The sequence below is a fragment of the Bacillus sp. AY3-1 genome, from assembly GCF_008368785.1.
In the GTDB taxonomy this organism is placed as follows: Bacteria; Bacillota; Bacilli; order Bacillales; family Bacillaceae_G; genus Bacillus_A; species Bacillus_A wiedmannii.
Genome location: NZ_QORZ01000007.1, coordinates 136455 through 159934, shown reverse-complemented (window position 1 = coordinate 159934; position 23480 = coordinate 136455). Strand labels below are relative to the sequence as shown.

Sequence of the window (23480 nt, the reverse complement as noted above, 5' to 3'; positions counted from 1 at the left end):
TTCAAATGACTTCTATACGTTCCATAGTAAGTGAATGTACATTTTCATACCCTGCCGTGCTAAGCTTTTCCTGCAAACGATCCGTATCCTCTTTCAAAGCGTGTACTAACACCGTATGTTTTGGTAATAATGTATTTAACATCTCTTTCACATCTCTTATACTTTGGTGAACTTTATATGGAACTCGCTTCACCCTACATTCTTTACCTACACGTTCTTTCAAAACTTTGTCTGCAAAACTCCCTTTAGCAATATGTCCAGTAAATATAATGGAATTTCGTTCTTCATATCGCAGTTGTTCATAATATAACTGCGCTCGTTTCGTTTGCATATTCGCATCACTCATTACAACTATTCCATAACTATTTTGCGTACCGATGTCATGATCCATAACGATTATGTTTCTTTTTAAACTCTCCATAAGCCCTTCAAGTTCTTCATTATTTTTGATCCAATCTTTATATACGAACATCTCCTCAAATCCATCCAAAATTTCTTGATCTACTATAATGGGAAGTTCTTTATATTTTTCATATAAATACAATACGATATCTTGCGCCCTACCAAGCGGTGGCAATGGTAGTAATGCTATTCCTTTATTTTGCGCAACTCGTTCAATTTCTGCACACAGTTCGTTTACTCTTTCATGTTGCGAAACATCCTCAGTATGATAAGCGGCATCTACGATTGCAACTTTTATATCGCCGCGCAATTTCTCAGGTAAATTGGCTCGGAGTATGTTAGACTCTGCTGAATAGTCGCCAGAATAAAATACATATGCATGACTCATATCCACTAAAAACCAAACAGCCCCTAATACATGTCCACTATACCCCCATTGAAACCGTAATGTAGGATTAATCTGTACCCATTCATTCGGATTACTAATCTCATCAATATATACATAATTTAAATCTTTAACATTTTGGTCGTTATAAGGTACATTCCATCCTTGTGTTAAATTATAGTTTCTCCATTTTTCATAATAAGCGGGAAGTTGCTCCTTCGTATAACGAGTCGTCCAAATTTTTTTCCTATATCCATACTTAGCTAATAAAGGTAAACCCATCGTATGATCTTCATGAATATGCGATAAAAATACTGCATCTAAAAACGGTACAACTTCCGCCTCTATTTTTGGATAACTATCCTCATATGATCGATTAATACCACAATCAAATACTATTTTCGTCTCTTTATTTTTTACGAAGTAGCAGGAACGACCGTATTCTCCCGCTCCTCCCCATACTTCTATCCTCATCATGCTACCCCTTTTCGTTTTTGCTCCATATGTTGCAGAAGTAATAAACATATTGTTGTAAGTCCAACTGAAACGACAGCCATTGCCATTCCAATAGATACTTCTCCTTGTTCAAATTGAGCAAAAATAAATGTTGCTGAAGTTTCTACTGATGGAGGCAGTATGAGAAGGGATGCTACTAACTCTCTTATCGAGATTGTAAATGTCATCGCCCATCCAGCAAGAATACCCGGGATAATAAGAGGTAATATTATTTTTCTAAAAATATAAATATAATTTCCAGAAAAAATACTTCCTGCCTGTACAAGAGAATCATCAATTTGCCCGAGCGATGCTTTTACATACTGCACCGTATAAGGTAAAAAAAGAACAACGTACGTCACGATAACCATGACTGGTGTATTGTAAATTGACATGGGCATATAGGGTGAATTCCAAAATAAAATCAGCCCTACAACCATCACGATTCCTGGTACCATATTCGGTAACATACCGCACATATCAAGCCATTTTTCAGAGGACTTTTTCCCCTTTCGGATCATAAGCGCCAAAAACACTCCAATCATTACAGCAATAATCGCTGTTATAAGTGAAAAGAGAAAACTGTTCCATAAAGCTTCTAATCCTGGAGAGCCAATTGTAAACAATGCTTCATAATGGCTTGTTGTAAAGTTGTTTACATGCAAGCCGCCGCCTCTTAATTTTGATAATGAAGCAATCAGTATAGAAAAGTATGGGATTCCAATTGATACGATTAATAAACCAATTACATAGCCCCATGCCACAACGCGTGTAAATATAGACAATGTATACCTTTTAGATTTCACACCTTTTCCACTAACCATTGCATATGAATACTTTCGATTTAATACATTTTGCATATACCAAATGAGCATACATGCACTAAGTAATAAAGAAGATAATGCTGTTGCACTACTAAAATCAATCGGCCAACTCGAAATAAATTTATGAATCTCTGATGTTAATACATGAAATCCTATTCTTCGTCCGAATGTAGCTGGTGTTCCAAATTCAGCAATCGTCTTTACGAAAATGAGTAAAGCACCCATTACATAACTTGATACTAATAACGGCAATATTATTTTTCGTAAACGATAGAAAAATCCTCCACCATGAACTGCTGCCGCTTCTTCTTTACTACTCCCAATTTGAAGTAACGTGTTTTTCAACATGAAGTATAGGAATGGGAATAAATGCAGACTCATAATTAAAACCATACCTCCTAAACTAAAAAACGAAGATGAAATCGTCTTTAGCATCGGAAAAAACTGTTCAAAATAGCCGTTCGGTTGCATGAACAAAATCCAGCCCATCGATCCAATATACGGCGGAGTCATAAATGGAATCATAAAAATAATATCCAATTTACTATACTTTCCAACATCTGTTTTGCTCATAATGAACGCCAATGGAAATGCAAATACGGTTGCTCCTATTACTACGAGTACACCTAGAAGCATCGAGTTTAGAAAAATCTCAGCTAATCCACCCCTCTGCATCACTTCAAAAGGCTTTAAAAAATTCCAACTACTATTTTCATATACGCTAGAAAATAAAATGAGGAAAAGCGGAATGACTATTAACATCGCCACAAGTAATAACGCTACCGTCATTCCAACTTGTCTTACTGATACGAATCGATTTACCATGTAATCACCATCTTATTGAAATACTTTCTTAAATTGTTTTCCTATTTCATCTTGTTCTTTCTCAACTGTTTTCCAATCAATATTTAATACCGGAATCTCTTCTACATTCGGTCTATTTTCTGCTTTTATATCTGTTCTGCCTGGTAATAAATACGCTTTAGCAACTTGTTTTTGCACATCATCTGATAATAAATAATCAATAAACTCTTTTGCACCTTCTACATTTTTACTATCCTTCATAATACCTGCTGCACGCGGGCTAATAACTGTTCCGCTTTTTGGATAGACAATATCAACTGGTTCACCCTTTGCTTTTGCGCTGTACGTCATATAATCAACACCCGCAATTACCATGTCTTTCGCACCTGTTACTACTGGATCTAACGCTTCTTGGTTTGCACCTGCTACTGTAACTTCATTTTTCTTAAGCTGTTCAAATAAATTCCATCCATCTTTCTCATTCTTTTTCACATATCCTGTTACAAAGTCTAATGCTGAGCCTGATAGTGCTGGATCTGGAAGATTCACTTTTCCTTTCCATTCCCCTTTTGTTATATCGCTCCAATCTTCAGGCGCTATCTTCACATTTTTTGTGTTATACACAATTCCTAATGCTGAAGCACTGTATCCAAAATAATGTCCTTTATCATCCGACCATTCAGAACGAAGCTTATCAGCTTGTTTCGCTTCTTTATAAGCTAACGTTTGCCCATCCTTTTTTAATCCTTCCATCGCTGGTAAAGATGCAAGTACGACTACGTCAACGACTGGATTTTTCTTTTCAGCTTCCATTCTCGCTAAAATCTTACCTGTTGTTCCTTGAAACATTTCTACTTTTATACCTGTTTTCTTTTCAAAGTCCTTTTGTATTTTTTCTGCTAATCCTTTTGGCCCCGCACTATATACAACAATTTTCTTTTCATTCGCATTTTTATTTTTGGCATCTGCACTACCTGTCTTTGAACTACACCCTGTTACTACAGCAGAAAATAATAACGTACATACAAATAAAGACTTAAGCGAACTGAATTTCTTCATACGATTCTCCCCCTATATGATGAATACATTTTTGGGGCACATATAACGATACTGGTTTACCGATGCTTAATTTACTATTGTGATAAGCTGTCCATATTCCAAGTGCACCCATGTTTACTTTCATTTCATACCGTTCTCCTACATATGTAACGTGCTGGATTTCACCTGTATACATTTCGCACACTTCATTTTTCATCCAGCTCACATGCTCTGGACGAATCATTTGTTTACCCTCTACAAGCCAATTTGCCTTACCAACAAATTTTGCAACAAATTCATGAGATGGCTTCACATAAATGTCTTCTGGTGTTCCTTTTTGTAATACTTCTCCTTGTTTCATGACAATAATTTGATCTGACATTGACATTGCTTCTGTTTGATCGTGCGTGACATACAATGCCGTTAAACCAATTGAATGAACGATGTCCATAAGCTCTAATCGCATTTCTTCTCGCAAAATTGCATCGAGTGCACTCAGCGGCTCATCAAACAAAATAAAATGCGGTTTTGTTACAATCGCTCTAGCAAATGCGACACGTTGCTGCTGTCCGCCAGAGAGTTCATGTGGATATCTTTTCTCCATCCCTTGCAGGCGAACTCGCTTTATTGCATCTTCTACTTTTTCCCGTAATTGATTCGTTTGCTTTGTAGCCCTTAAACCAAATGCAACATTTTCAAATACAGTCATATGCGGCCATAAAGCAAAATCTTGAAATACCATACCGATATTACGTTCATGAGGAGATGTTTTTATTTTTTTTGCACCAGAATACATGCACTTATCCCCAAAATATATTTCACCTTTATCTGGCTCTTCAAGTCCTGCAATCATTCTAAGTAAAGTCGTTTTCCCGCATCCCGAAGGTCCTAAAAGTGTGGTAAATTCACCTTGTTTCATGACAATTTGTAACGGCTTTAACGCCTGCGTTTTTCCAAAATTCTTTTCTAATCCACTAATTTTAATGTCCATCGTTTCACCTCTCTCCCCTCACTCTTAACCTGCTTTCATTCTATATGGAAGATTTATACTGAATGTTAATGTACTGTAAAGATTAAATTAAAAAACTTCTAATAAACTATTTATTTCTATAGATTTTTTCTATAGTTAGAAGAAAAAGGGGCAAATTGCCATGAATCTCTTAAAATTAGAAATTGTAGTGCTTATTAAGAAATATAAAAAGCTTACGATTGTTGCAGAAAAACTTGGGGTTAAACAACCTACTATTACATTCCATATAAAAAGCTTAGAAGAGGAACTCGGTGTGTCTTTATTTGAATTACGTTCTGGAAGATATTTCTTAACAGAGGCTGGTGAGGCATTGCATCATTATGCTTGTAAAATAGATGCACTTATGAAAGAAGCTAGGCGGGTCACGCAAGAGTTTAAAGATTTTCATAAAGGCGCTATAACAATTGGCGCTAGTTATGTACCAGCGACTTATCTTTTACCAGAAATTATTCACCAATTTCAATGTGAATTTCCAAATATAAAAATAACAATTATGGTAAAAACAGCTCCTGAAATTCGAGTAATGCTACAAAATCATGAAATTGATCTCGGGGTAATTTCTGCGGCACCGTTTGATGAATCCCTTTTAAAACAGACGAATGTAATGCCTGATACACTTGTTCTTGCTTTCTCCAAAGAACATCATTTTTCAAAAAAAGAAAATGTATCACTACAAGATATCGAGAGGGAACGTATATTATTGCATCGTAATCCATCTACAACGAGAGATTTACTTACACAATGGACGTTAGCTCATAACATTACGTTCCAATCTGAAATTGAATTAGATTCATTAGAAACGATGAAACAAATTTTAAAATACGGTAATGGAATTGCTTTTATTTCTAAACTCGCTATCGAACAAGAAATACAACGACATGAACTATGCTACATACCTATCCCTGGATTTGAATTTCAACGTAACATTTATACGATTCATCATGAGGACAGATGGAATTCTAAAATTATTTCTTTTTTACTACATAGCATCACTTCTTATGCCGCAAAAAATTAAAAGGCTGTCGTTATGCACGACAGCCTTTCAAACTATAACTCTATTTATTTTTCTTCGCTTCAACTTTTGACTGCGCCTCTTCAGCCTTATCTAATGCTTCTGAAACTTTCTTCTCTTTTTCTTTCACGTCATCTATACTATCGACCGCTTTAATGAGTTTATCGATTCCTTCTTCTTCTACTTTTCTCCGCTTTGCCACTCTTTCATTTACTTTCTTTTCCACATCTTTTGCTTTTTGAAGCATATCCTCTGCATTTGATGTCACAGCTTTTTCAAGTGCATCGTCTTTTTTCTTTTGTAATACCTCATTTGCAATATCTTTCGTCTCTAAATACTTACCATCTTTTAATGATGTAGCTCCGCGCTCCAATAACTGAGCGACTTCTTTATATGCCTTCGCTTCATTTCCTGTTTTCTCTTTTTCCGCTTTTTCAAACCACATCGTTGCATCACTATATTTTTCATCTTTCAATGATTGCATACCTGTATCAATATACGTGTCATAATTACTACATCCAGCCATTACGACTAATAGAAAAAGCATAACAAAACTTAATTTTCTCATGATGTTTTCTCCTTTTCTTTGCCTGCTCACTATACTGTAACATACATGAAAAAGAGTTTCAAAAACTAAAATACTAATTTGGTCATTTTTATAATGATAAGTCAATTTTTTATTATTTTCTTATTTTTAAGCCGACACATCTACTTGTTTTTTCGCCATATGTTGCTTTACTCCAACTAATACAACTAACAATAACCCCCCGCCTATCGTCATCATAACAATGCTAGTTGGCAACATATCTAATAATAATCCATATACAATCATACCGAGTGGTGCGATTGCAGTAGCAATTGTTTCAAGTAGGCCAAACACACGCCCTAAGTAGCTCGGATCTGTCGTTTTTTGCATATGTACTTGCATCGGAATATTTACAATCATAATTGCTATACCCGTTAACATCATAAAAGCAATATAGTAAATAAAACTTGCCCCTTTTGAAATGGTAACTACCAATGGGAAGACTGTACATAAACTTAAACCCGCAAACAAAAACAGCCCAGTATAAATAGAACGAAACGGATTATTCACTTCTTTACGCACCGATAAAGCAATCGCACCCATTAGCATCCCGACTGCTAACATTCCCTCTACAGTACCGAGTTGCTTTGAAGATAAATGCAATGTATGGACGATAATATATGGAAGTGCTACGGTTAGCCCACACGCAAAAAAGTTTACCCACAATGCTATTTTCATTAAACCATATATTTCATGCTGTCGTTTTACATATGAAAATCCTTCTTTTATACTCGTCAAGAAACGCTCTTTACTCTCAGCCACTTCTTTTTTGTATAAATCAAATACAATAAATAATTGCAAAATAACTGCTAAAAAGAACGTAATACTATTTAACAAAAAGAACGACTTAATTGAAAAGAAACCAAATACAACTCCACCAATAATCGGCCCTAAAATATTTGATAAAGAAGCTGCCGTTTGATTTAAAGCGCTCGCTTTTTGAATACGCCCCTCATCCACTAAACTCGGAATAGACGACGTTAATGCAACAGAATAAAAACTTGCACAAATTGATAATAATGCTGCTGAAATATAAATAAAAAGAAGTGATGGTCCAAATATAGTAGCAAGAATAAACATAATAAGCATCGTTAAACTACTTAATAAATCAGTGCCAATGACAAGCCATTTTCGATTCACACGATCAGCTACAGCACCTGCAATCGGACCACAGATCATCCTTGGTAGTGATCCGCAAACGAGCGTAATAGCAAACCCCATTCCTGAACCAGTTGTCTTTAGTACGTATAACCCCATTGCGAACGTATAAATACCTGCTCCTAATAAAGACGTCATTTTTCCAATCATCATTAAAATGATATTTCTCGTTGCAATCTTCATTCTTGAATCAGCTTGACCTATACTTACATCTTCCATTATGACACTCTCCCCTTAAAAGTTAAATTGTGTTAAACTTATTATATAATCAACTTTCCAATTTTTACAACAGAAAAAGTTAAATTGTATTTAACTTTCAATAATAAAGGAGCAATAATATGGCAACTCTCGGTGAAAAAATTAAAGCGCTACGTAAAGAAAAAAAACTTACACAAACAGAGCTGGCAGGTTCGGAACTTACAAAAAGTATGCTTAGTCAAATTGAAAATGGAAAAGCTACACCTTCCATGAAAACATTACAATATATCGCTGAAAAACTAGGATGTGAAACAAGTTTTTTACTAGAAGAAGATGATGGAGAAATTGCAGAACTCATTACAAAAATGGAGCAACTCATAAAGGAAAATAAATGTGATGAAGTGTATAAGACCCTACTACCTATCGTTCAAAAAGAGCTCCCTTCTACTTTAAATACGGCTCGTATATACAAACAATTCGTAACTGCCGCAGTAATTATAAAAGATTACAACATTGAATCTTACGTAGAAAAAGCTGTTTCTATTTTTGAAAAATATAAGTTATACCGCGACAGTACGGAAACAAAATTAAAATTATCTTTTGCAATATTCACACGTAAAAAATATGCAGAATGTTTACAACTTATATCTAATATTAGAAATGATTATGCAGAGAAACATTTAGAAATGGATCTTATTATACATATTGATTTATATTTATATGAAGCCATCATATTACTAGCATGTGGCGATTATGAAAAATGTGAAGAAACGATATTAGAGACACTCGCATTTTCAAAAAAACATCAAGTGTATTATAAAACAGATGTATTTTACCGGATTTTATCTTATCAAAAAGCCATTACAGTTGATAAAGAACAATATTTATATTACATAAAAAAATCTGAGCAATTTGCCATTTTTACAGAAGACACTCTATCCATTGCGATGATCGATATTTTAAAAGCTTACTACTACAACACGATTACTAATGAATATACAATCGCATTAAAACATGTAGAACAATTTCGAGAAAAACTAAAAGATCAGCCCATTTTTCAAGACGACGGATTGTATTATCTTGAAAAAGGAAAAGCTTTATACGGATTAAAACGTTACGAAGAAGCTTTACAAGCATTGCAACGTGCTATTATACCAGATTATATGAACCATCCACTGGATCAAGCATGGCTTACAACAGCAGGTGCATATCGTGCACTTTGTTACATCAAACTGAATGATAAAAAAAGAGCTCTTGAAGAAGCAACAAAAGCAAATGAAATGATACAATCGTATCCGGATTCTATTTTCTCTGCATTTATTAAAGAAACATTACAAATAATACAAAAACTTTAAGAATGTCTCGAAATGGTATATTATTCCTCTTTTTTAGCAAAGATAATAATGATGGGAGGAATATAAATGAATATACAACGCGCAAAAGAGCTCTCCGAGTCATCTGAAGAAGCCAATGTCAGTTTTCAAGGCATGCCTGTTATGATTCAACACGTCGATGAAAGCAACGAAACCGCCCGCATATATGAAGTAACAAATCCAAAACGCGAATTAACTGTTCCAGTTAATAGCTTAGAGGAAATATAAAAAATGCCACTTCATTTTTTTGAAGTGGCATTTTTCTTACTTTCATATAAATTCTCTATCCCCCTTGTTTTACAACAACTGAAAAAATAAGAATCTTCTACTTCTTTTCTTTTTTTAACCTGCTAAAATACAAACTATAAATGAATTATTCGCACTATATATTAAGGGGGAAAGATAATGAAATTTGATTTAGAAAAAAACAAGCATTACTATGCAGTTATATTCACTTCTAATTTATCAAATGATACGACAGATTATAGTACCGCCTCTGAAAAAATGGAGGAACTTGCAAAGCAGCAACCTGGATTTCTAGGTGTAGAAAGTGCGCGAGATCATTCAGGACTTGGAATCACAATTTCTTATTGGGAATCTCTTGCGGCAATTGAAAATTGGAAACAGAACGCCTTACATAAAGAAGCGAAAAAAAGAGGTCGTGAGCAATGGTATGAAAACTTCCACCTGCGTATCTGCCTTGTTGAAAAAGAATTTAAGTTTCATAGAGGTACTTTATAACTATGAAGAAAAAATTAGCTCTCGTTATTGTTCATGAAATATATGGTGTGAACGACCATATGCATCACGTTACCCAACACTTCACTTCATCTCATATAGATGTATTCTGTCCTAATCTTCTACAATCGCAACATGCATTTCATTATAGTGATGAAGAAAAAGCATATCATTTTTTTATGAATCATATTGGATTTGATAATGGAAAAAAGCAAATTGAAGAATTCATTACGCATCTTTCTAGTAGTTACACACAAATTGGACTTATCGGCTTTAGTGTCGGTGCTACCATCTCATGGTTATGTAGTAACAATCCGAAAATAGATTTTATTATTGGATGTTATGGTTCCCGTATACGTGACTATATTCATATAAAACCAACATGTGCTACCTTACTTATTTTCCCTGAAAAAGAAGCTAGCTTTTCAGTATCCTCTTTCATTCAATCGTTGCAGCAACAAAAAAATCCTTTATTAGAAATAAAACAACTACATGGTGAACATGGGTTTCTAAATCCGTACACTAAAAAATATAACGAGCACTCTACAAAGCAAGCATATAATGTAATAGATGCATTTCTTGTAAAAAACATTTTTATAAAGGAGCTATAAATGACGCTTACATTATTCTTACTTATTTTCATATTCATTGCCTTTTTCTCAGCACTAACTATCATTATTGTAACTATAAAAAAGGGGGAGTTTTCCAACCGCCCCTACTTACAATCTATTATCGTTTTCATTTTATTTTCCACAAATTGGATTTTATATGTAACATCTTTTTATTCGTTACTCCCAGAGAAAGTTAGCAAGTTTATATTCTTGCCGATTTGGTTTTCCCTTTGTATGTTAGGGCTTATCGTTTTCTGGCGCGAATGGAGAAATAATCGTGTGTTCTCGATATGTATCGGTTTTCTTTCCTTTATTAGTTTTTTATTTGGGTTATTGTTGTTACTTCTGTCGGGGATGTAATTGTTGTAAAGAGGATAACATACCTCTTTACAACAACTTTTTTCGTTCCATGGCGAAAGGGATTAGTAAATATAAAGCATAAGCAATAACCATCCAAATGGTAAATGATATAATTTGCTGTGAGGAGAATTGTGAGAATAGATTAGAAGAATTATATAAAATGTAAGTATCTAAAATTAAACCGATTGCTGTACCGCATATACCTAACTTAATAACTGCATATTTTGTAGTATCTAGTTTTTTGTATAACCACATTACAAAGTATAAAGCTATAGCCGTTCCTAATTCAAGAAACGTCAATTGTAGAAAAAATCTATTTGAAGTATATTCTAATAAAACGGAAGAACCAAAAATAATGAAAAATGCTGAAGCAAAAAACCAAACGCCAATCGAAAATAAAATGGTGAGCCAAAGTCTATTATCCACTGACATTACCTCCATTTTGTAGCACTGTAAGCTTTTCCAAGAGCATATACAAATCACCATATACTTTGTCTGTAGAAAAAGATGGATTGAATAATGCTTGCAATGCCAATCCGTCAATTAATGCATTACATAAAACGCTCCATGTTTCCGTTGAAATTTGAGATGTCATTGTATCTCCTATTTTTTTATTTAACACGCCTTTTAATTTTTGATTTTCATAATGTAACAATCCACCAATTTTATCTTTCATCGCATCATTTTGTAATCCACTTGCTACTAATTGAAAGAACAAATGATGATACATTGAATCTTTCACACATCTACTTTCCGCGGACTTTAAAGCCTTCTCTAACTGTACATCCTTTCCTATTTGTTCCCACGATGCTTTACAAAACGATTCAGTTACTTCAAGTAATAATTGATCCTTCGTTTTAAAATGATAATATACGGTACCTTGTGTAACTTGAGCACTTTCTGCAACTGCTTTTAATGTCAACTTTTCCATCCCTTGCTCTGCAATAATTGCTTTTGCTGCTTCTAATAACTTCTCTTTATTAACAACATTCGGTTTTGCCACTTCTACGACCTCCTTTTAAGTTAGTTGTATAACTAACTTAAATTATACAGAAAAATCAGATAAAATAAAAGGAAGAAAAGCCAACATTCAACTTTTCTTCCTTTTATTTTTACCTTTATCTTTCACTGTCACTGATTCACAAGGTGTATAATATATTTGAGGTGTCGCCTTATCAACAAACATCATAAACGTAATAAAGCCGATAATAAAGAAAATAAACAACGTTAACAAAATTGCTCCTATCGTTAAAAGTATCATAACACCACCCCTATATTTTTCATGTTATTACACTTTTCGCTATTATATGAGTGTAATCCTTTTTAGAAAAAGAAACGTAACAAAATAATCACAATCACTCCCGTTAATACTGTACCTAATAAACTACGAGTATATATTGCAACAAGAAATGTTGGGATTGCTGCGATAAGGTAATCCCACTGCATCGTCTCATGCATAAATAGTACTTGTGCTAAAAGTGCTGCTAATATCGCAATTGGTATGTAATTTAGCCATTTTAAACCCCAGTCTGGAATTTGTAGTTTGCTAAATACGAGTAGAGGTAAAATACGTGGCACGAGTGTGACAGCTCCAGCTGCTAGTAAAAGTAATAGTACGTCTAATCTCATTTCCATTTTTCAATCACAACTCCAATCGTCGCAGCTAGTAATGTTGCGATAATAACCGCTATACTATCTGGCATAAATAAGTGTGAAACGTATGCGATCATAATCGCTACAATTGCAACAGTAAGATGAATTGCTAGTTTCGGTTTACTACTTATGAGCTGAAGTACAAATAATCCGATAAACATTGCTGGTAATGCATAATCCATGCCGTACGTATGTGGATCTGGTATCCACTCACCAAACAGCCCGCCAATAATAGTAGCAAGAATCCAATTTAAATATGCTGTTACATTTAAGCCCATCATCCACCTGTCGCCTACATATCCTTTTTGCGCTGCATGCTGCACTGCAACGCCGAACGTTTCATCTGTAATTTGAGAACCGATAAATACGTTTTTTAATAGCGGAAGTTTCATAAAGTATGGTGCAAGGGCAGCACTCATTAGAAGGTGGCGTAAATTAACAAAAAAGACGGTGAAAATGATTGCTGAAGCAGGAGCACCGGCTGCATACATACCAGCTAATATAAATTGGGCAGAACCTGCATAAATTAAAGTGGACATAAACGCAATTTCAATGATGGAGAAACCAGCTGTTTTTGCAATTACACCAGCTGCTATACCGATGCTTAAATAACCAAATACAGTTGGTAAACAATCTTTTACTCCTTGCTGAAATGTATCATCGCTCTGCAAAGCTACATGAGCCTCAGCTTTACTCATCCCTATCATCCTCCATTTCTTCTAAAGTTCGTTTTCCTGTTACGACATGAACTAAATCTATATTTTCACGCCATAACGTATCTAACTTATCAGCTCCAAATTCCTTCGTAATTTCTTCGACCATAATATCGTGTCGCACATACTCTGTAGCAACGAGAACTAAAGCTGGATCATACGTTGTAACGGCCCATGAAGTGCTATCATTTGAGAAGTTTGCAATTAACACTTCTTCCCCGTCACGAGCGATTACAGTTAAATGACCACCCATTCTCTTTTCAACAACGTGGGGCGTCATATAATTATGATGAAACGTCGCGCCTATTTTTGTTTCTGGAGCACCAAATAAGATTGAAAATATATGTACGCCTTCCTCTTCCTTTTGATAAATGTATGGCTCAATTTCATGGACTTGATCTTCCCATACAGAAATCCATAACTCTTCCTTTGCCCTATTAATTATATTGCATATTTCCTTTAAAACACGATCATTTGAGCGAATATGCGAAATTACATCTATTTGTCGCTCTTGTTCTAAACCATTTAATTTCTCATCTAAAAATTCAAAGGACTTCTCAAAGTCTTTTCGCATCCGATTCATTAACTCGGTAGCGGGTACTGGTACATATTTTACAGGTTCTGACGGAACGATATGCACCGCTCCTTTATCCATTAATTTACCGAGCACCTCATAAATCATCGAACGAGGTACCCCTGTTTGTTTACTCACTTCATAACCAGTTACTGGGGAGTGTTTTAATAGGCCAATATACGCTTTACATTCGTACTGGGAAAAACCTAACTTTTGTAATTCCTTTATAATTTCATCCATCAGTAATCCCTCACATTCTATATAACTCTCATTTCAAAACGATGTATGTATATTAGTAGTTATTAGTATACCTACTAATATAAAAAAACAGACCTACAAAGTCAATTGATAATTCTGAAATTTAAACCGAAAATAAAAGAGACTTCCGCTAACGGAAGTCCCTTATCTCAATATTTCATTCGCTTCTTTTTCATAAATTTTATCAAATGAAGTCATAACGCGTTGTGATGCTTGAATCATTTTTTGATCCGTCATAAGATCAGCCATCTCTTTCGTCATATCTACATTTGAATTTTCCAGCATATGGTTTTTTACTATCCCTGTTCCGTTCGGTAAATCAGCAATGTTCCCTTCTGCTAGTGTAAAGCTTTTGTTCTCTCTTTGTACGAGACGATTATTCGCATCTGCACCTACTGTTTTTGTTTGCAGGCGGGCAATATTATTTTGTGTTACTGCATCATATAACGTACCGTCTGCTTGTACAGCTACTTTTGCTCCTTCTGGAATACGAATACGTTCATTATTCTCTCCCATTACGAAAGCGCCTGAAGTTGTTTGTAAATAACGATCACTATTTAATGTAAAACTACCGTCTCTCGTTAAAAACGTTTCATTATTTTTAGATGTAACAAAAAACGAAGCTGTGCCGGCCGTACCGTCATCTAAAAAGAAATCTGTATCACTATTTGTCATTTGTATATTTCCTTGTACTAAGTTCACATGCGTTGCGGCTGGAACTACAGCGTAATCAGTCGAACCGATATTTGTCACAGCCCCATCTCCGCGGCGATATGTGTCTTGTACATCAAATACTTTAGAAGTCATATTTTCTGCTTTAAATCCTGTCGTTTGAGCATTTGCAACGTTATTCGAATGAACATTAATGCGCTGCATGTAATTCATCATACCCATAGAACCTATATAAAGACCGTTCATACTCGTTTGAATAAGGCAGTTGCCTTATCCTTCACCTCTCTTCTATGATGTTTGCAACATTTGTTTCGCTAAATGTTCAGCTGTAGCGATATGTATATGTTGCTTCACGTCTTGTCCGTCTGTCATTAATACAATTGGAGCTGATGATACTGCTGGAATTTTCAACAATTCACCACTACTTGCTGTTTCATCAAATTTCGTAAATACGATACCATCAATATGAATATCTTTAAAATTCGTAATGATTTCAATCATATCTTTACTTTTCATCGAAGCTGATAACGTTAAACAAATATAATCTGGCTCTACTTGTCCCATCGTTTCAATCATTTCTTCTACTGTTTCTGACGCACGATAATTTTTTCCGGCTGTATCAATTAAAATATAATCGACGCGCGCTTCCTCTTTAAAATACGTAAGCGCTCTTGTCATTGCAGCTTCATCACGTACAGCGATTACTTCAAATCCAATTGTCTTTACGTAATCTTGCAGTTGCTGTACTGTTCCAATGCGCGAATGATCTGTCGTAATAAAACCGACCGTTTTTTTCTTACCGTGAAACTGCCATGCCATTTTCGCAAGTGTCGTCGTTTTTCCAACTCCAGTTGGACCGATTAATGCAATTGTTTGCACTTCTTTTTCAAAAACGTTTTCCGTGTTGAAATGGGATCTCATATCTTTCAATATATATCCGATCACTTCTTCTTCTGTAATCATCGTTGCATTCTCAAACTTCACTTTTAACTTCTCAGCATATGCATGAATGAAATATTGTTCTACATCATTTTGCTCTAGCATGCGAATTACTTTTTGAATAATAAACGGTACAGATTCTTGGTTTTCTTTTTTTACAACCACTTCTTCTTTCTTGACCGGAACAACTTTTTTCACAGTTTTTTGCTTTTTTGTTACTTTCGCTACTTTCGTTTCTTCCGTCTGTTTCACAACGACGATACCTTTTTCAAACAGCTTTAATAGTTTCTCTTTCTTTCTTGTCCATTCTTCACTATTTCCTGTTTGCATCGCCGCATATGACATAGAAGTCGTCACGTTTTCTAAATTGTGCAGTACCGATTGAATTCCGTTCGCCTTCACAATTTGTTCTGAAGAATCATTTACAACATCCATTAGTTGTTCATGAAATTGAGCTGTGCCTTCATTCACTTCTTCCTGTTTATCCTCTGGAAAAGCAACTAACATTTCATAATTCTTTTTCCAAAAAAACGGGATATTTCGTTTTACACTTTCATCGACAACGTAATAATAATCTGTACCATATTGGTCAAATAACTTTCGATACAATTCATTTTTCGAAGCTGCTTTTATTCGCATTAACGCTTCTTTCTTTTCTGTACTTTCCATTACTTCACCCCCTACTATTCAATATAGGCAATTTGATCTACAACAATTTCCGGTGCTAATTCGCTAATACAAAGTACTTGCGCTTCTACTTGATAACGCTCAAGAAGTCTTACAATCGCAAATCTGAAATCTTTTCTACGCGTTAATAATACTGGTTCTCTTCCCATTAAACGAGCTTGTTTAAAGACACGCTGTACTTGTTCAACAACACGTGTTTCTATATCTAAATCCCAGTTTAATAAGTAACCTTGGTATGAATTATTTACAACATCCGCATCTAACTCGATTGAATCTGAGAAGAGCGCCGCATAAATTTTACCGTCAGGATTTTTCGCATTTTCACAAATAACTTTTGAAATACATTCACGGACGAATGACGTTACACCGTCAACGTGGTTTTGATAAATTTCTTTTCCGTCAATAATACCTTCAATAATGGTTGGTAAATCACGAATAGAAATACCTTCTTTTAGAAGTTGTTTAATAACATTTTGAACGAGTGATAAGTCGATTTCTTTCTTCTTAATCTCCTCTAGTAAAACGCCGTTATCATTTTCAAGCGAGTTAATTAAGTCTTTTACATGTTGACGCTGAATTAACTCATGAAGATTACGTCTAACGACAACATCTAAATGTGTAATTAATATGCTAAGCGGCTCTAATACTTGATAGCCTTTCATTTGTGCATCTTGTACCATATGCTCTAAAATCCAATATCCATCTTCACCGAAAATTGGATCTTTCGCTGGTTCTGCATCTAAATCGGCCATTACATTCGGTGTTTTCAGTGCTAATAAGTAACCTGATTTTAAAACACCTTCTGCTGCCTTCGCCCCTTTAATACGAATAATGTAACGTCCGCGTGGTCTAAAACTCGTATTATCTTTAAAGTTAATGCCAGGAACGTTAATACCAAGGTCGGTAATAATCGACTTCCTCATAAGAACAACTTTATCACGAGCTGTTTCCCCGTTAATCTTCTGCTTTACAAGTGCTGCTAAATCTAAACCGAGCTCTACAATAATTGGATATTTATCTGTAAATACTCCGAATGAATCTTCCACTTGTTGCAGTTGCTCATCTTCGCCTTGAATCATTTCTAATTCTTTTTGAAGCTCATCTTCTTTTTCTTTCTTTATTCGGTTTTTATTACGAATTCCTAAGAAAATAATTGTTCCACCAACAAGAGCAAACGGTAGAAATGGTAGCGGAGTGAAAATACCCATCGCAATAAATAAACCACCAAGCGCATATACAACAACTTCATGTGCTAATAACTCTTTAAAGATACCTTCTGTTACTGTATCCGCTGAACCATCAAATACACGTGTTACGATAATACCTGTTGAAATCGCAAGCATTAACGAACCGATTTGGTTTACGATTCCGTCACCGACAGTTAACTGTGTATAGTGAATAGCTGCATCAGCAAAACTCATCCCCTGCTGCATCATCCCGACAATTAAACCGAAAATAATGTTTACGAATAAAATGACAATCCCGAAAATAACGTCCCCTTTAATGAACTTTCCGGCACCATCCATCGCTCCGTAAAACTCTGTTTCCATATTTAATTTTTTTCGTTTTGCCTGTGCATCTTTTTCAGTAATGATACGCTGATTTAAATCCGCATCGATCGACATTTGTTTCCCAGGTAAAGAATCAAGTGTAAAACGAGCTGCAACTTCAGCTGTACGAGATGCACCGTTTGCAACGATAAACTGGAATATGATTAATACTATAAAAATAACGATACCAATTAATAAGTTCCCGCCAATTACAAACTGACCGAACTCTTCAATAACATGCCCCGCATTTCCGTCTGTCAAAATCGCTCGCGTCGTCGATACGTTAATCGATACGCGGAAAATCCCGATTAATAACAGCATCGTCGGAAATGACTTTAATTCATCCCACTCGTTAATACTTGTTGCTCGCATATAAATAAGCACTGACATACTTAGTAAAAAAACGATAACGATATCAAGTATAAATGGTGGAAGTGGAATTAAGAGCGCCACTACGAATGACGCTGCTAAAAAGATAGAAAAATAGGTTCTTGCAGAATCTATCTTAAACACAAGAGATCTCCTCCAACCGCGCTATTATACTTCAAGTTCATTCGTTTGAATTAAATAGCGCATAACTTCAATTACAGCTACGTATAAATCTTCTGGAATCGTCTCATCTTCCTCGACTTGATAATATAAAGAACGAGCAAGTGGACGGTTTTCCACCATTGGTATTTCTTGTTCGCGGGCGAGCGTTCGTATATATAATGCGAGCTCATCTTCCCCTTTTGCAACGACAATTGGCGCCGAATCAACCTGTTTATTGTACCGAAGTACGACTGAAATATGAGTCGGATTGTTTACAATAAACGTTGCACCATCCATCTTCTTCGCAATTGTCCCTTGCAAGATGGCATGCATAAAGTTTTTTCGCTTTCCCTTTACTTGCGGGTCCCCTTCATTATCTTTATGCTCTCGTTTTACTTCTTCTTTTTTCATCTTAATATCTTGTTCGTACTCCCATTTTTGATAAATAAAATCAATAATAGAAAGAACGATTAATATAATTAAAATAGCTAAAAAGATAAATTTAATTTGCCTAATAATTTCAGTAAGTGACGCAGTCCAGTTAAATCCAATCATACTCACGATTTTCTCTAAATTCTTTTTAAAGAGAACGTAAGCAACGTAACCGATTAATCCCATATAAAACAGTGATTTCAAAATATCTACTAAACTTTTACGACTAAACAATCTCGTAAAATAGTTTTTTGGGTTAATACGCGATGCTTTCGGCTTAATAACTTTAGAAGAAAATAAGAAACCGACTTGAATCATATAATTAAATAAATGAAAAGCGTATACGAGTATTAATATCGGAGCTGATACTTTTAGTAGTAAAATCCCCATTAAATAAAAATACTCGGTCGAATCTGTATTTTTTCCAATTTGATCAAACAGCACCGCTACAGAATTGGCAATCTCAAACCCTAGCCAATCTCCGAAAAAGTAAACGACAACTGCTAATACAAGTATGGAAAATAAATTATTTAAATCTTTACTCCGGGCAATATTCCCTTCTTCACGCGATTTCTTACGCTTCTGCGGGGTGGCCTTTTCTGTTTTATTATCCTTTGCCATGTGCGTCCCCCTACTTCGTCAAGAAAAAGTTAAATAGTTTCGTATATTCTTCAAGCAATACATCCGTCATATTTTTAAACACATAACCGAGCATCGGTACACTCATCGCAATAAACAAAATACCACACGTAATTTTAATGACATACGCATTCATAAAAACGTTTAATTGCGGAGCGTTTTTTGCGATTAAAATTAAAACAAAGTTAATGATGAATAAACTTCCCATGAGCGGAAGAGCAATTTCAACCGCTGATGTAATCGCAAATAATAACGTTGCGAGTAGACTATCTAGGAAACTAGTCGTCAGCAATTTTGAAATCGCCTCTGTATATTGAAACGACTTTAAAATCGTGGCAACGAAATAATTAATGCCGCCAAGTGAAATAAAAATAATGAGAAAAAATATATCAAAAATGGTTGAAAGTAAAGTAGACTGTGAACCTGCATTTACATCAAACAAACTTGCCTGTGATAAACCAATATCAAAGTCTAAAATATGCCCTGCCATTTTTGGAATGTTCCACAGCATTTCTACAATTTTTGAAAGTGATAATCCAATTACAATTTGCGTACCTGCATAAGCTGCAACGTCCCAAGTTGTCTTTATGTGAGAGACATCAACTTGATCGGCAACTGTAATTGAAAGAGCAAGTCCAACTGTAACCTTCGCCATCGCTGGAATGGATCGACCTGAGAAAAACGGTAAAAAATATAAAAATGAAGTAATGCGGCAAAACGCAAAAAACGTCGCCGCCCATAATTCCATATTCATTTCAGTTCACCTATCTTAGTACGAACGCAATAGCGATGGGATTTTATCAAATAAATCTAAAATAAGCGTCGTTAACTCTTGAAACATCCACGGACCTAAAATAATAATAACGAGTACAATACTCGCCATTTTCGGTAAAAACGTCAGCGTTTGTTCTTGAATTTGCATCATCGCCATAATGACAGCGATAATAATAACGACAATCATACTAACACCGGCAACCGGCATTAAAATCATAACCCCTTTATAAAAAAAGGTTTGAAAAATATCTATAATTGGTGACGTATTCATTTATATGACTCCTATCACATAGCATCAAATGCTTCAGGCGACCGTTTTAAACATAATGTCGACGATTTTTGTATATCCACCTAAATATACGAAAACGAGTATTTTAAATGGTAAACTTAAAATCATCGGCGGTACCATCATCATCCCGAGGTACATTAAAAGTGTACTAATAATCAAATCTATAAATACAAACGCTAAATAAATGAACATCCCCGTTAATAATCCCTTTTGAATTTGCGTTAACGTAAAGGATGGTACGAGCGTAAATAAGGAAAGATCTTTCAAATCTTTCGGCAACTCTTCTCCGCGCACTTTCAGCATCATTTTTAAATCATGCTTATACGTATGCTTTGACATATACTCTTTCATAATTGGAGCTGTCGTCTCTGCAGCTTGACTTACTGTTATTTTCTCTTTTGTCATCGGATCCCACACATCGCTCTTTAGCTGCCCAAGTACAGGCTGCATCGTAAAGAGTGATAAAAATAATGCAAGTCCAACAAGTACTTGGTTCGGTGGTAAATTCATTACCCCAAGTCCTTGACGTGTAATCCCAAGAACGATCATAAAATAAGTAAAATGTGTAAATAATAGAACGATAGAAGAAGATAATGATAAAAGGGTAACAAGCGCAAATAATTGTACACTTGAATTACTCGTAAACTCTTTTCCATTTTCGAAATTAATAAAACCGTTCGGGGCCGCATACGCTGGATTTACAAAAATAATTGAAAAAACGATAGAAAATACGAAAATAACGGCTAATAATGATAACTGTTTCTTTATTCTCATGATGGATCCTCTACTTTTTTCGTTTCACTCTTCACCGCGTCTTCTAACGCTTGTTGAAACTGATTTCCTGTTCCTGTTAATTGCACAGACTGCACACCGTTATTACTAATAACAGTGAACACTTGCTTGCCATCTACTTCAAATAAAAAGGCGCTCGTTTGATGATTTAAATACACCCCGTCTTTCACTTGAATATGGCCATTTTCACCTTGCTTAAAAAACTGCTGCTTGCGCGTCTTTTTCGTCATATAATATGCACCGTAGCCGAGCGCACCAAACAGTAAAACGACTTGAAATAAGGTCGTCATATACGACATATGACTCCTCCTCTACTCTTTATCTTGCATTTGACTTTGCGCTTTCATAAGCGCAGCTTGCTTCTTATCGGCTTCAATTTCAGAAATGATAATACCGAACTTCTCGTCCATTACGATTGCTTCCCCAATGCCGACTTTTATATTACTTAAATACACATCTACTTTATGTCCTAAGTTTTTCTCTACTTCAAGAACATCGCCCACTTTTAACTGTTTCACATCACCGAGCGTAATAGATGACTTTCCAAGCTTTACACCAAGTTCAATCGAAATATCTGAAACAGTATCAATATGTGCTTTACCTGCTTCATTGCGCTTTCCTGCAAATTCTTCTAATCCCATTAATGACACAGGAGATACTTCATGCTTCATATGGATCCTCCTACTCTACAAAACTTTTAAATAAGAGCGCCTTACGCGTTCCATCTTTTCCAATAAAACAATTAAATTTATGCTTTCCATCTACATAACCAAGTAATTCATCCGAAACTTTCGTATGGAGCGGAATAATATCGCCTTCTTCAATTTGTTCAATCTCGCCCATTGTCATCTTTTGCTCACCAATTGCAACATGAACAGGTTTGTACACTTGATTTACTTTCACTTCCACTTCAGACGTATACTTCTTACGTTTGTCCGAAGAATGTTCGACAATATTTTCAGACGTTAACTTATCCATAATTTCTTCAACAGATAAGAATGGAATTCCGATGCGCACTGTCGTATTCCAAAAATCCGTTTTCATATTTACGTTTAGTAATGAAATGATATCACTCGCTGTCGTAATCTTTAATGCATTTGGATCTGTCTCTGTCGTTACAAATTTCGGTTCAATCGCCACAACACTTTCAAATGATTGCTCTAAATTTTTACAAAGAAGCATAAAAATATTATCCAGTGTTAAAAACTCAAATGCGGTAAGTGGTCTGCGCATCGTAAAGTTACGCTTACTATCTCCGCCAAGCCAACATTCATGAATGTAAATAACAAATGCTAAATCAATCTCAATGACAATTTCTCCAAGCTCTGGAAGGCCAAGATCAATAACACAATATAAATAGTAATCTTTCGGCATTTTCTCCACATACTCACTCGTGAATGGAACTTGCTCAACCGTTGAAGGCTCTAACTCAATCGGAATACGCATACGCGCTGACAACGTCTGTGACGTCTGTTTACCAAATGTAGAAGCAATTGCTTGCAAGCTACGTAAATGCTCAACACCGAACTTCTCCGGTCTATTAAAATCATACTCTTGAAATTTCTCTTGCTTTCCTGCTTCTTGTGCGAAAGCTGGCATTTCCTCGCCTTCATTAACCGCCTTCAGCAGGGCATCAATTTGCTCTTGGCTTAATTTTTCGCCACTCATGACAATCCCCTTCCCTACCTTTTCAATTCAACGATTTCAACGTACATCTTCCCGTTTTTCGTCAAAATCTTTCCGGTTCCAATCTCTTCATTCTCAAGCATAAGACGTACCGTATTTTTCGTTGAATTTTCAAGACGATACAATGTACCTTTCGTAATATGAAGCAAATCTTCAATTTTCTTTTTCGTATTTCCGATTTCAAAATAAATTGTTAACGGAATATCATCTTGTAATTTCAAATCTAGCCAACTCCCATATCATGTTCACGAAAATTTCATGTTCTCTCTATATATGA

General features: G+C 35.3%; 29 protein-coding genes. 6 read left to right on the top strand and 23 right to left on the bottom strand.

What is annotated here, in order from left to right; all coding sequences use genetic code 11:
- Position 1: 1 nt before the first annotated feature.
- The 4 genes from DN389_RS04510 to DN389_RS04495 are packed head-to-tail and all read right to left on the bottom strand — an operon-like array spanning position 2 to position 4939.
- Positions 2 to 1264, bottom strand: coding sequence for an MBL fold metallo-hydrolase (locus tag DN389_RS04510; protein WP_142343659.1), 1263 nt, complete (start codon positions 1262 to 1264; stop codon positions 2 to 4).
- Complete coding sequence (locus DN389_RS04505) at positions 1261 to 2931, bottom strand: ABC transporter permease (protein WP_149236853.1); 1671 nt, start codon at positions 2929 to 2931, stop codon at positions 1261 to 1263. Before DN389_RS04505 ends, DN389_RS04510 begins: the two co-directional genes overlap by 4 nt.
- A 12-nt stretch (positions 2932 to 2943) precedes the next feature.
- Complete coding sequence (locus DN389_RS04500; RefSeq protein ID WP_098802840.1) at positions 2944 to 3969, bottom strand: ABC transporter substrate-binding protein; 1026 nt, start codon at positions 3967 to 3969, stop codon at positions 2944 to 2946.
- Complete coding sequence (locus DN389_RS04495) at positions 3947 to 4939, bottom strand: ABC transporter ATP-binding protein (RefSeq protein ID WP_098802841.1); 993 nt, start codon at positions 4937 to 4939, stop codon at positions 3947 to 3949. The genes DN389_RS04500 and DN389_RS04495 overlap by 23 nt, the downstream gene beginning before the upstream one ends.
- A 160-nt stretch (positions 4940 to 5099) precedes the next feature.
- Between DN389_RS04495 and DN389_RS04490 the strand changes: the two genes are divergently transcribed.
- The gene (locus DN389_RS04490) at positions 5100 to 5993 is read left to right on the top strand and encodes a LysR family transcriptional regulator (protein WP_098191187.1); all 894 of its coding nucleotides are present in this window, start codon (positions 5100 to 5102) and stop codon (positions 5991 to 5993) included.
- 40 nt (positions 5994 to 6033) lie between these two features.
- Here the strand turns inward: DN389_RS04490 and DN389_RS04485 are convergent, their stop codons facing one another.
- Entirely contained in the window at positions 6034 to 6558 is a 525-nt protein-coding gene (locus tag DN389_RS04485) for a DUF4398 domain-containing protein (protein ID WP_149236852.1), read from the bottom strand.
- 126 nt (positions 6559 to 6684) lie between these two features.
- Positions 6685 to 7953: an MFS transporter gene (locus DN389_RS04480; RefSeq protein ID WP_088121787.1), complete on the bottom strand. Its 1269-nt coding sequence runs from the start codon at positions 7951 to 7953 to the stop codon at positions 6685 to 6687.
- Between the two features lie 119 nt (positions 7954 to 8072).
- Here DN389_RS04480 and DN389_RS04475 point away from each other — a divergent pair, with 119 nt between their 5' ends.
- The 5 genes from DN389_RS04475 to DN389_RS04455 all read left to right on the top strand — a co-directional run bounded on the left by DN389_RS04475 (position 8073) and on the right by DN389_RS04455 (position 11014).
- Entirely contained in the window at positions 8073 to 9287 is a 1215-nt protein-coding gene (locus DN389_RS04475; protein WP_098191186.1) for a helix-turn-helix domain-containing protein, read from the top strand.
- Positions 9288 to 9353: 66 nt separating this feature from the next.
- On the top strand, positions 9354 to 9533 hold the full coding sequence (locus tag DN389_RS04470) for an H-type small acid-soluble spore protein (RefSeq protein ID WP_001025736.1): 180 nt from the start codon (positions 9354 to 9356) through the stop codon (positions 9531 to 9533).
- A 177-nt stretch (positions 9534 to 9710) separates the two neighbouring features.
- On the top strand, positions 9711 to 10046 hold the full coding sequence (locus DN389_RS04465; protein WP_098191185.1) for an antibiotic biosynthesis monooxygenase family protein: 336 nt from the start codon (positions 9711 to 9713) through the stop codon (positions 10044 to 10046).
- A 2-nt stretch (positions 10047 to 10048) separates the two neighbouring features.
- The gene (locus DN389_RS04460) at positions 10049 to 10654 is read left to right on the top strand and encodes a dienelactone hydrolase family protein (RefSeq protein WP_060489758.1); all 606 of its coding nucleotides are present in this window, start codon (positions 10049 to 10051) and stop codon (positions 10652 to 10654) included.
- A complete protein-coding gene (locus DN389_RS04455) occupies positions 10655 to 11014 on the top strand; it encodes a hypothetical protein (RefSeq protein WP_098191183.1) in 360 nt (119 codons plus the stop codon).
- 27 nt (positions 11015 to 11041) lie between these two features.
- On the opposite strand, the gene DN389_RS04450 is transcribed toward DN389_RS04455, so the two are convergent.
- From DN389_RS04450 to DN389_RS04370, 17 genes are all read right to left on the bottom strand, one after another.
- Positions 11042 to 11440, bottom strand: coding sequence for a DUF5367 family protein (locus DN389_RS04450; RefSeq protein ID WP_141555527.1), 399 nt, complete (start codon positions 11438 to 11440; stop codon positions 11042 to 11044).
- Positions 11433 to 12017 carry a TetR/AcrR family transcriptional regulator gene (locus DN389_RS04445; RefSeq protein ID WP_149236851.1) on the bottom strand — a complete coding sequence of 195 codons (585 nt, stop codon included), beginning with the start codon at positions 12015 to 12017 and terminating at the stop codon, positions 11433 to 11435. Before DN389_RS04445 ends, DN389_RS04450 begins: the two co-directional genes overlap by 8 nt.
- 87 nt (positions 12018 to 12104) lie before the next feature.
- Positions 12105 to 12275 carry a DUF3951 domain-containing protein gene (locus DN389_RS04440; protein WP_060489754.1) on the bottom strand — a complete coding sequence of 57 codons (171 nt, stop codon included), beginning with the start codon at positions 12273 to 12275 and terminating at the stop codon, positions 12105 to 12107.
- Between the two features lie 62 nt (positions 12276 to 12337).
- Entirely contained in the window at positions 12338 to 12649 is a 312-nt protein-coding gene (locus tag DN389_RS04435; RefSeq protein WP_000425942.1) for an AzlD domain-containing protein, read from the bottom strand.
- Positions 12640 to 13365, bottom strand: a complete 726-nt coding sequence (locus DN389_RS04430) for an AzlC family ABC transporter permease (RefSeq protein WP_149236850.1) — start codon at positions 13363 to 13365, stop codon at positions 12640 to 12642. The genes DN389_RS04435 and DN389_RS04430 overlap by 10 nt, the downstream gene beginning before the upstream one ends.
- Positions 13358 to 14194 (bottom strand): TrmB family transcriptional regulator, encoded by an 837-nt coding sequence (locus DN389_RS04425; RefSeq protein WP_149236849.1) that lies wholly within the window; start codon positions 14192 to 14194, stop codon positions 13358 to 13360. Before DN389_RS04425 ends, DN389_RS04430 begins: the two co-directional genes overlap by 8 nt.
- A gap of 162 nt (positions 14195 to 14356) precedes the next feature.
- Complete coding sequence (locus tag DN389_RS04420) at positions 14357 to 15130, bottom strand: flagellar basal-body rod protein FlgG (protein WP_098191179.1); 774 nt, start codon at positions 15128 to 15130, stop codon at positions 14357 to 14359.
- Positions 15131 to 15172: 42 nt separating this feature from the next.
- Positions 15173 to 16492, bottom strand: coding sequence for a flagellar biosynthesis GTPase FlhF (gene flhF, locus DN389_RS04415; RefSeq protein ID WP_098130834.1), 1320 nt, complete (start codon positions 16490 to 16492; stop codon positions 15173 to 15175).
- 14 nt (positions 16493 to 16506) lie between these two features.
- Positions 16507 to 18573 carry a flagellar biosynthesis protein FlhA gene (gene flhA / locus DN389_RS04410; RefSeq protein ID WP_149236848.1) on the bottom strand — a complete coding sequence of 689 codons (2067 nt, stop codon included), beginning with the start codon at positions 18571 to 18573 and terminating at the stop codon, positions 16507 to 16509.
- Positions 18574 to 18597: 24 nt separating this feature from the next.
- On the bottom strand, positions 18598 to 19644 hold the full coding sequence (gene flhB, locus DN389_RS04405; protein WP_048543383.1) for a flagellar type III secretion system protein FlhB: 1047 nt from the start codon (positions 19642 to 19644) through the stop codon (positions 18598 to 18600).
- A gap of 10 nt (positions 19645 to 19654) precedes the next feature.
- Positions 19655 to 20416 (bottom strand): flagellar biosynthetic protein FliR, encoded by a 762-nt coding sequence (locus tag DN389_RS04400; RefSeq protein ID WP_001055716.1) that lies wholly within the window; start codon positions 20414 to 20416, stop codon positions 19655 to 19657.
- Positions 20417 to 20431: 15 nt separating this feature from the next.
- Positions 20432 to 20707: a flagellar biosynthetic protein FliQ gene (locus tag DN389_RS04395; protein WP_001098085.1), complete on the bottom strand. Its 276-nt coding sequence runs from the start codon at positions 20705 to 20707 to the stop codon at positions 20432 to 20434.
- A 33-nt stretch (positions 20708 to 20740) separates the two neighbouring features.
- Positions 20741 to 21499, bottom strand: coding sequence for a flagellar type III secretion system pore protein FliP (locus DN389_RS04390; RefSeq protein ID WP_001220582.1), 759 nt, complete (start codon positions 21497 to 21499; stop codon positions 20741 to 20743).
- Positions 21496 to 21816, bottom strand: coding sequence for a hypothetical protein (locus DN389_RS04385; protein ID WP_000121176.1), 321 nt, complete (start codon positions 21814 to 21816; stop codon positions 21496 to 21498). Before DN389_RS04385 ends, DN389_RS04390 begins: the two co-directional genes overlap by 4 nt.
- A 12-nt stretch (positions 21817 to 21828) precedes the next feature.
- Positions 21829 to 22188: a flagellar motor switch protein FliN gene (locus DN389_RS04380; RefSeq protein ID WP_060489746.1), complete on the bottom strand. Its 360-nt coding sequence runs from the start codon at positions 22186 to 22188 to the stop codon at positions 21829 to 21831.
- Positions 22189 to 22198: 10 nt separating this feature from the next.
- Positions 22199 to 23185, bottom strand: a complete 987-nt coding sequence (fliM, locus tag DN389_RS04375) for a flagellar motor switch protein FliM (protein WP_000012366.1) — start codon at positions 23183 to 23185, stop codon at positions 22199 to 22201.
- Positions 23186 to 23199: 14 nt separating this feature from the next.
- A complete protein-coding gene (locus tag DN389_RS04370; protein WP_000775712.1) occupies positions 23200 to 23424 on the bottom strand; it encodes a flagellar motor switch protein FliN in 225 nt (74 codons plus the stop codon).
- Positions 23425 to 23480: the final 56 nt, after the last annotated feature.

Excerpts from the sequence above, each read along its gene's own strand:
- DN389_RS04510 (WP_142343659.1), bottom strand. The coding sequence starts at position 1,264 with ATGATGAGGATAGAAGTATGGGGAGGAGCGGGAGAATACGGTCGTTCC.
- DN389_RS04505 (WP_149236853.1), bottom strand. The coding sequence starts at position 2,931 with ATGGTAAATCGATTCGTATCAGTAAGACAAGTTGGAATGACGGTAGCG.
- DN389_RS04500 (WP_098802840.1), bottom strand. The coding sequence starts at position 3,969 with ATGAAGAAATTCAGTTCGCTTAAGTCTTTATTTGTATGTACGTTATTA.
- DN389_RS04495 (WP_098802841.1), bottom strand. The coding sequence starts at position 4,939 with ATGGACATTAAAATTAGTGGATTAGAAAAGAATTTTGGAAAAACGCAG.
- DN389_RS04490 (WP_098191187.1), top strand. The coding sequence starts at position 5,100 with ATGAATCTCTTAAAATTAGAAATTGTAGTGCTTATTAAGAAATATAAA.
- DN389_RS04485 (WP_149236852.1), bottom strand. The coding sequence starts at position 6,558 with ATGAGAAAATTAAGTTTTGTTATGCTTTTTCTATTAGTCGTAATGGCT.
- DN389_RS04480 (WP_088121787.1), bottom strand. The coding sequence starts at position 7,953 with ATGGAAGATGTAAGTATAGGTCAAGCTGATTCAAGAATGAAGATTGCA.
- DN389_RS04475 (WP_098191186.1), top strand. The coding sequence starts at position 8,073 with ATGGCAACTCTCGGTGAAAAAATTAAAGCGCTACGTAAAGAAAAAAAA.
- DN389_RS04470 (WP_001025736.1), top strand. The coding sequence starts at position 9,354 with ATGAATATACAACGCGCAAAAGAGCTCTCCGAGTCATCTGAAGAAGCC.
- DN389_RS04465 (WP_098191185.1), top strand. The coding sequence starts at position 9,711 with ATGAAATTTGATTTAGAAAAAAACAAGCATTACTATGCAGTTATATTC.
- DN389_RS04460 (WP_060489758.1), top strand. The coding sequence starts at position 10,049 with ATGAAGAAAAAATTAGCTCTCGTTATTGTTCATGAAATATATGGTGTG.
- DN389_RS04455 (WP_098191183.1), top strand. The coding sequence starts at position 10,655 with ATGACGCTTACATTATTCTTACTTATTTTCATATTCATTGCCTTTTTC.
- DN389_RS04440 (WP_060489754.1), bottom strand. The coding sequence starts at position 12,275 with ATGATACTTTTAACGATAGGAGCAATTTTGTTAACGTTGTTTATTTTC.
- DN389_RS04435 (WP_000425942.1), bottom strand. The coding sequence starts at position 12,649 with ATGGAAATGAGATTAGACGTACTATTACTTTTACTAGCAGCTGGAGCT.
- DN389_RS04430 (WP_149236850.1), bottom strand. The coding sequence starts at position 13,365 with ATGAGTAAAGCTGAGGCTCATGTAGCTTTGCAGAGCGATGATACATTT.
- DN389_RS04425 (WP_149236849.1), bottom strand. The coding sequence starts at position 14,194 with ATGGATGAAATTATAAAGGAATTACAAAAGTTAGGTTTTTCCCAGTAC.
- DN389_RS04420 (WP_098191179.1), bottom strand. The coding sequence starts at position 15,130 with ATGAACGGTCTTTATATAGGTTCTATGGGTATGATGAATTACATGCAG.
- flhF (WP_098130834.1), bottom strand. The coding sequence starts at position 16,492 with ATGGAAAGTACAGAAAAGAAAGAAGCGTTAATGCGAATAAAAGCAGCT.
- flhB (WP_048543383.1), bottom strand. The coding sequence starts at position 19,644 with ATGGCAAAGGATAATAAAACAGAAAAGGCCACCCCGCAGAAGCGTAAG.
- DN389_RS04400 (WP_001055716.1), bottom strand. The coding sequence starts at position 20,416 with ATGAATATGGAATTATGGGCGGCGACGTTTTTTGCGTTTTGCCGCATT.
- DN389_RS04395 (WP_001098085.1), bottom strand. The coding sequence starts at position 20,707 with ATGAATACGTCACCAATTATAGATATTTTTCAAACCTTTTTTTATAAA.
- DN389_RS04390 (WP_001220582.1), bottom strand. The coding sequence starts at position 21,499 with ATGAGAATAAAGAAACAGTTATCATTATTAGCCGTTATTTTCGTATTT.
- DN389_RS04385 (WP_000121176.1), bottom strand. The coding sequence starts at position 21,816 with ATGTCGTATATGACGACCTTATTTCAAGTCGTTTTACTGTTTGGTGCG.
- DN389_RS04380 (WP_060489746.1), bottom strand. The coding sequence starts at position 22,188 with ATGAAGCATGAAGTATCTCCTGTGTCATTAATGGGATTAGAAGAATTT.
- fliM (WP_000012366.1), bottom strand. The coding sequence starts at position 23,185 with ATGAGTGGCGAAAAATTAAGCCAAGAGCAAATTGATGCCCTGCTGAAG.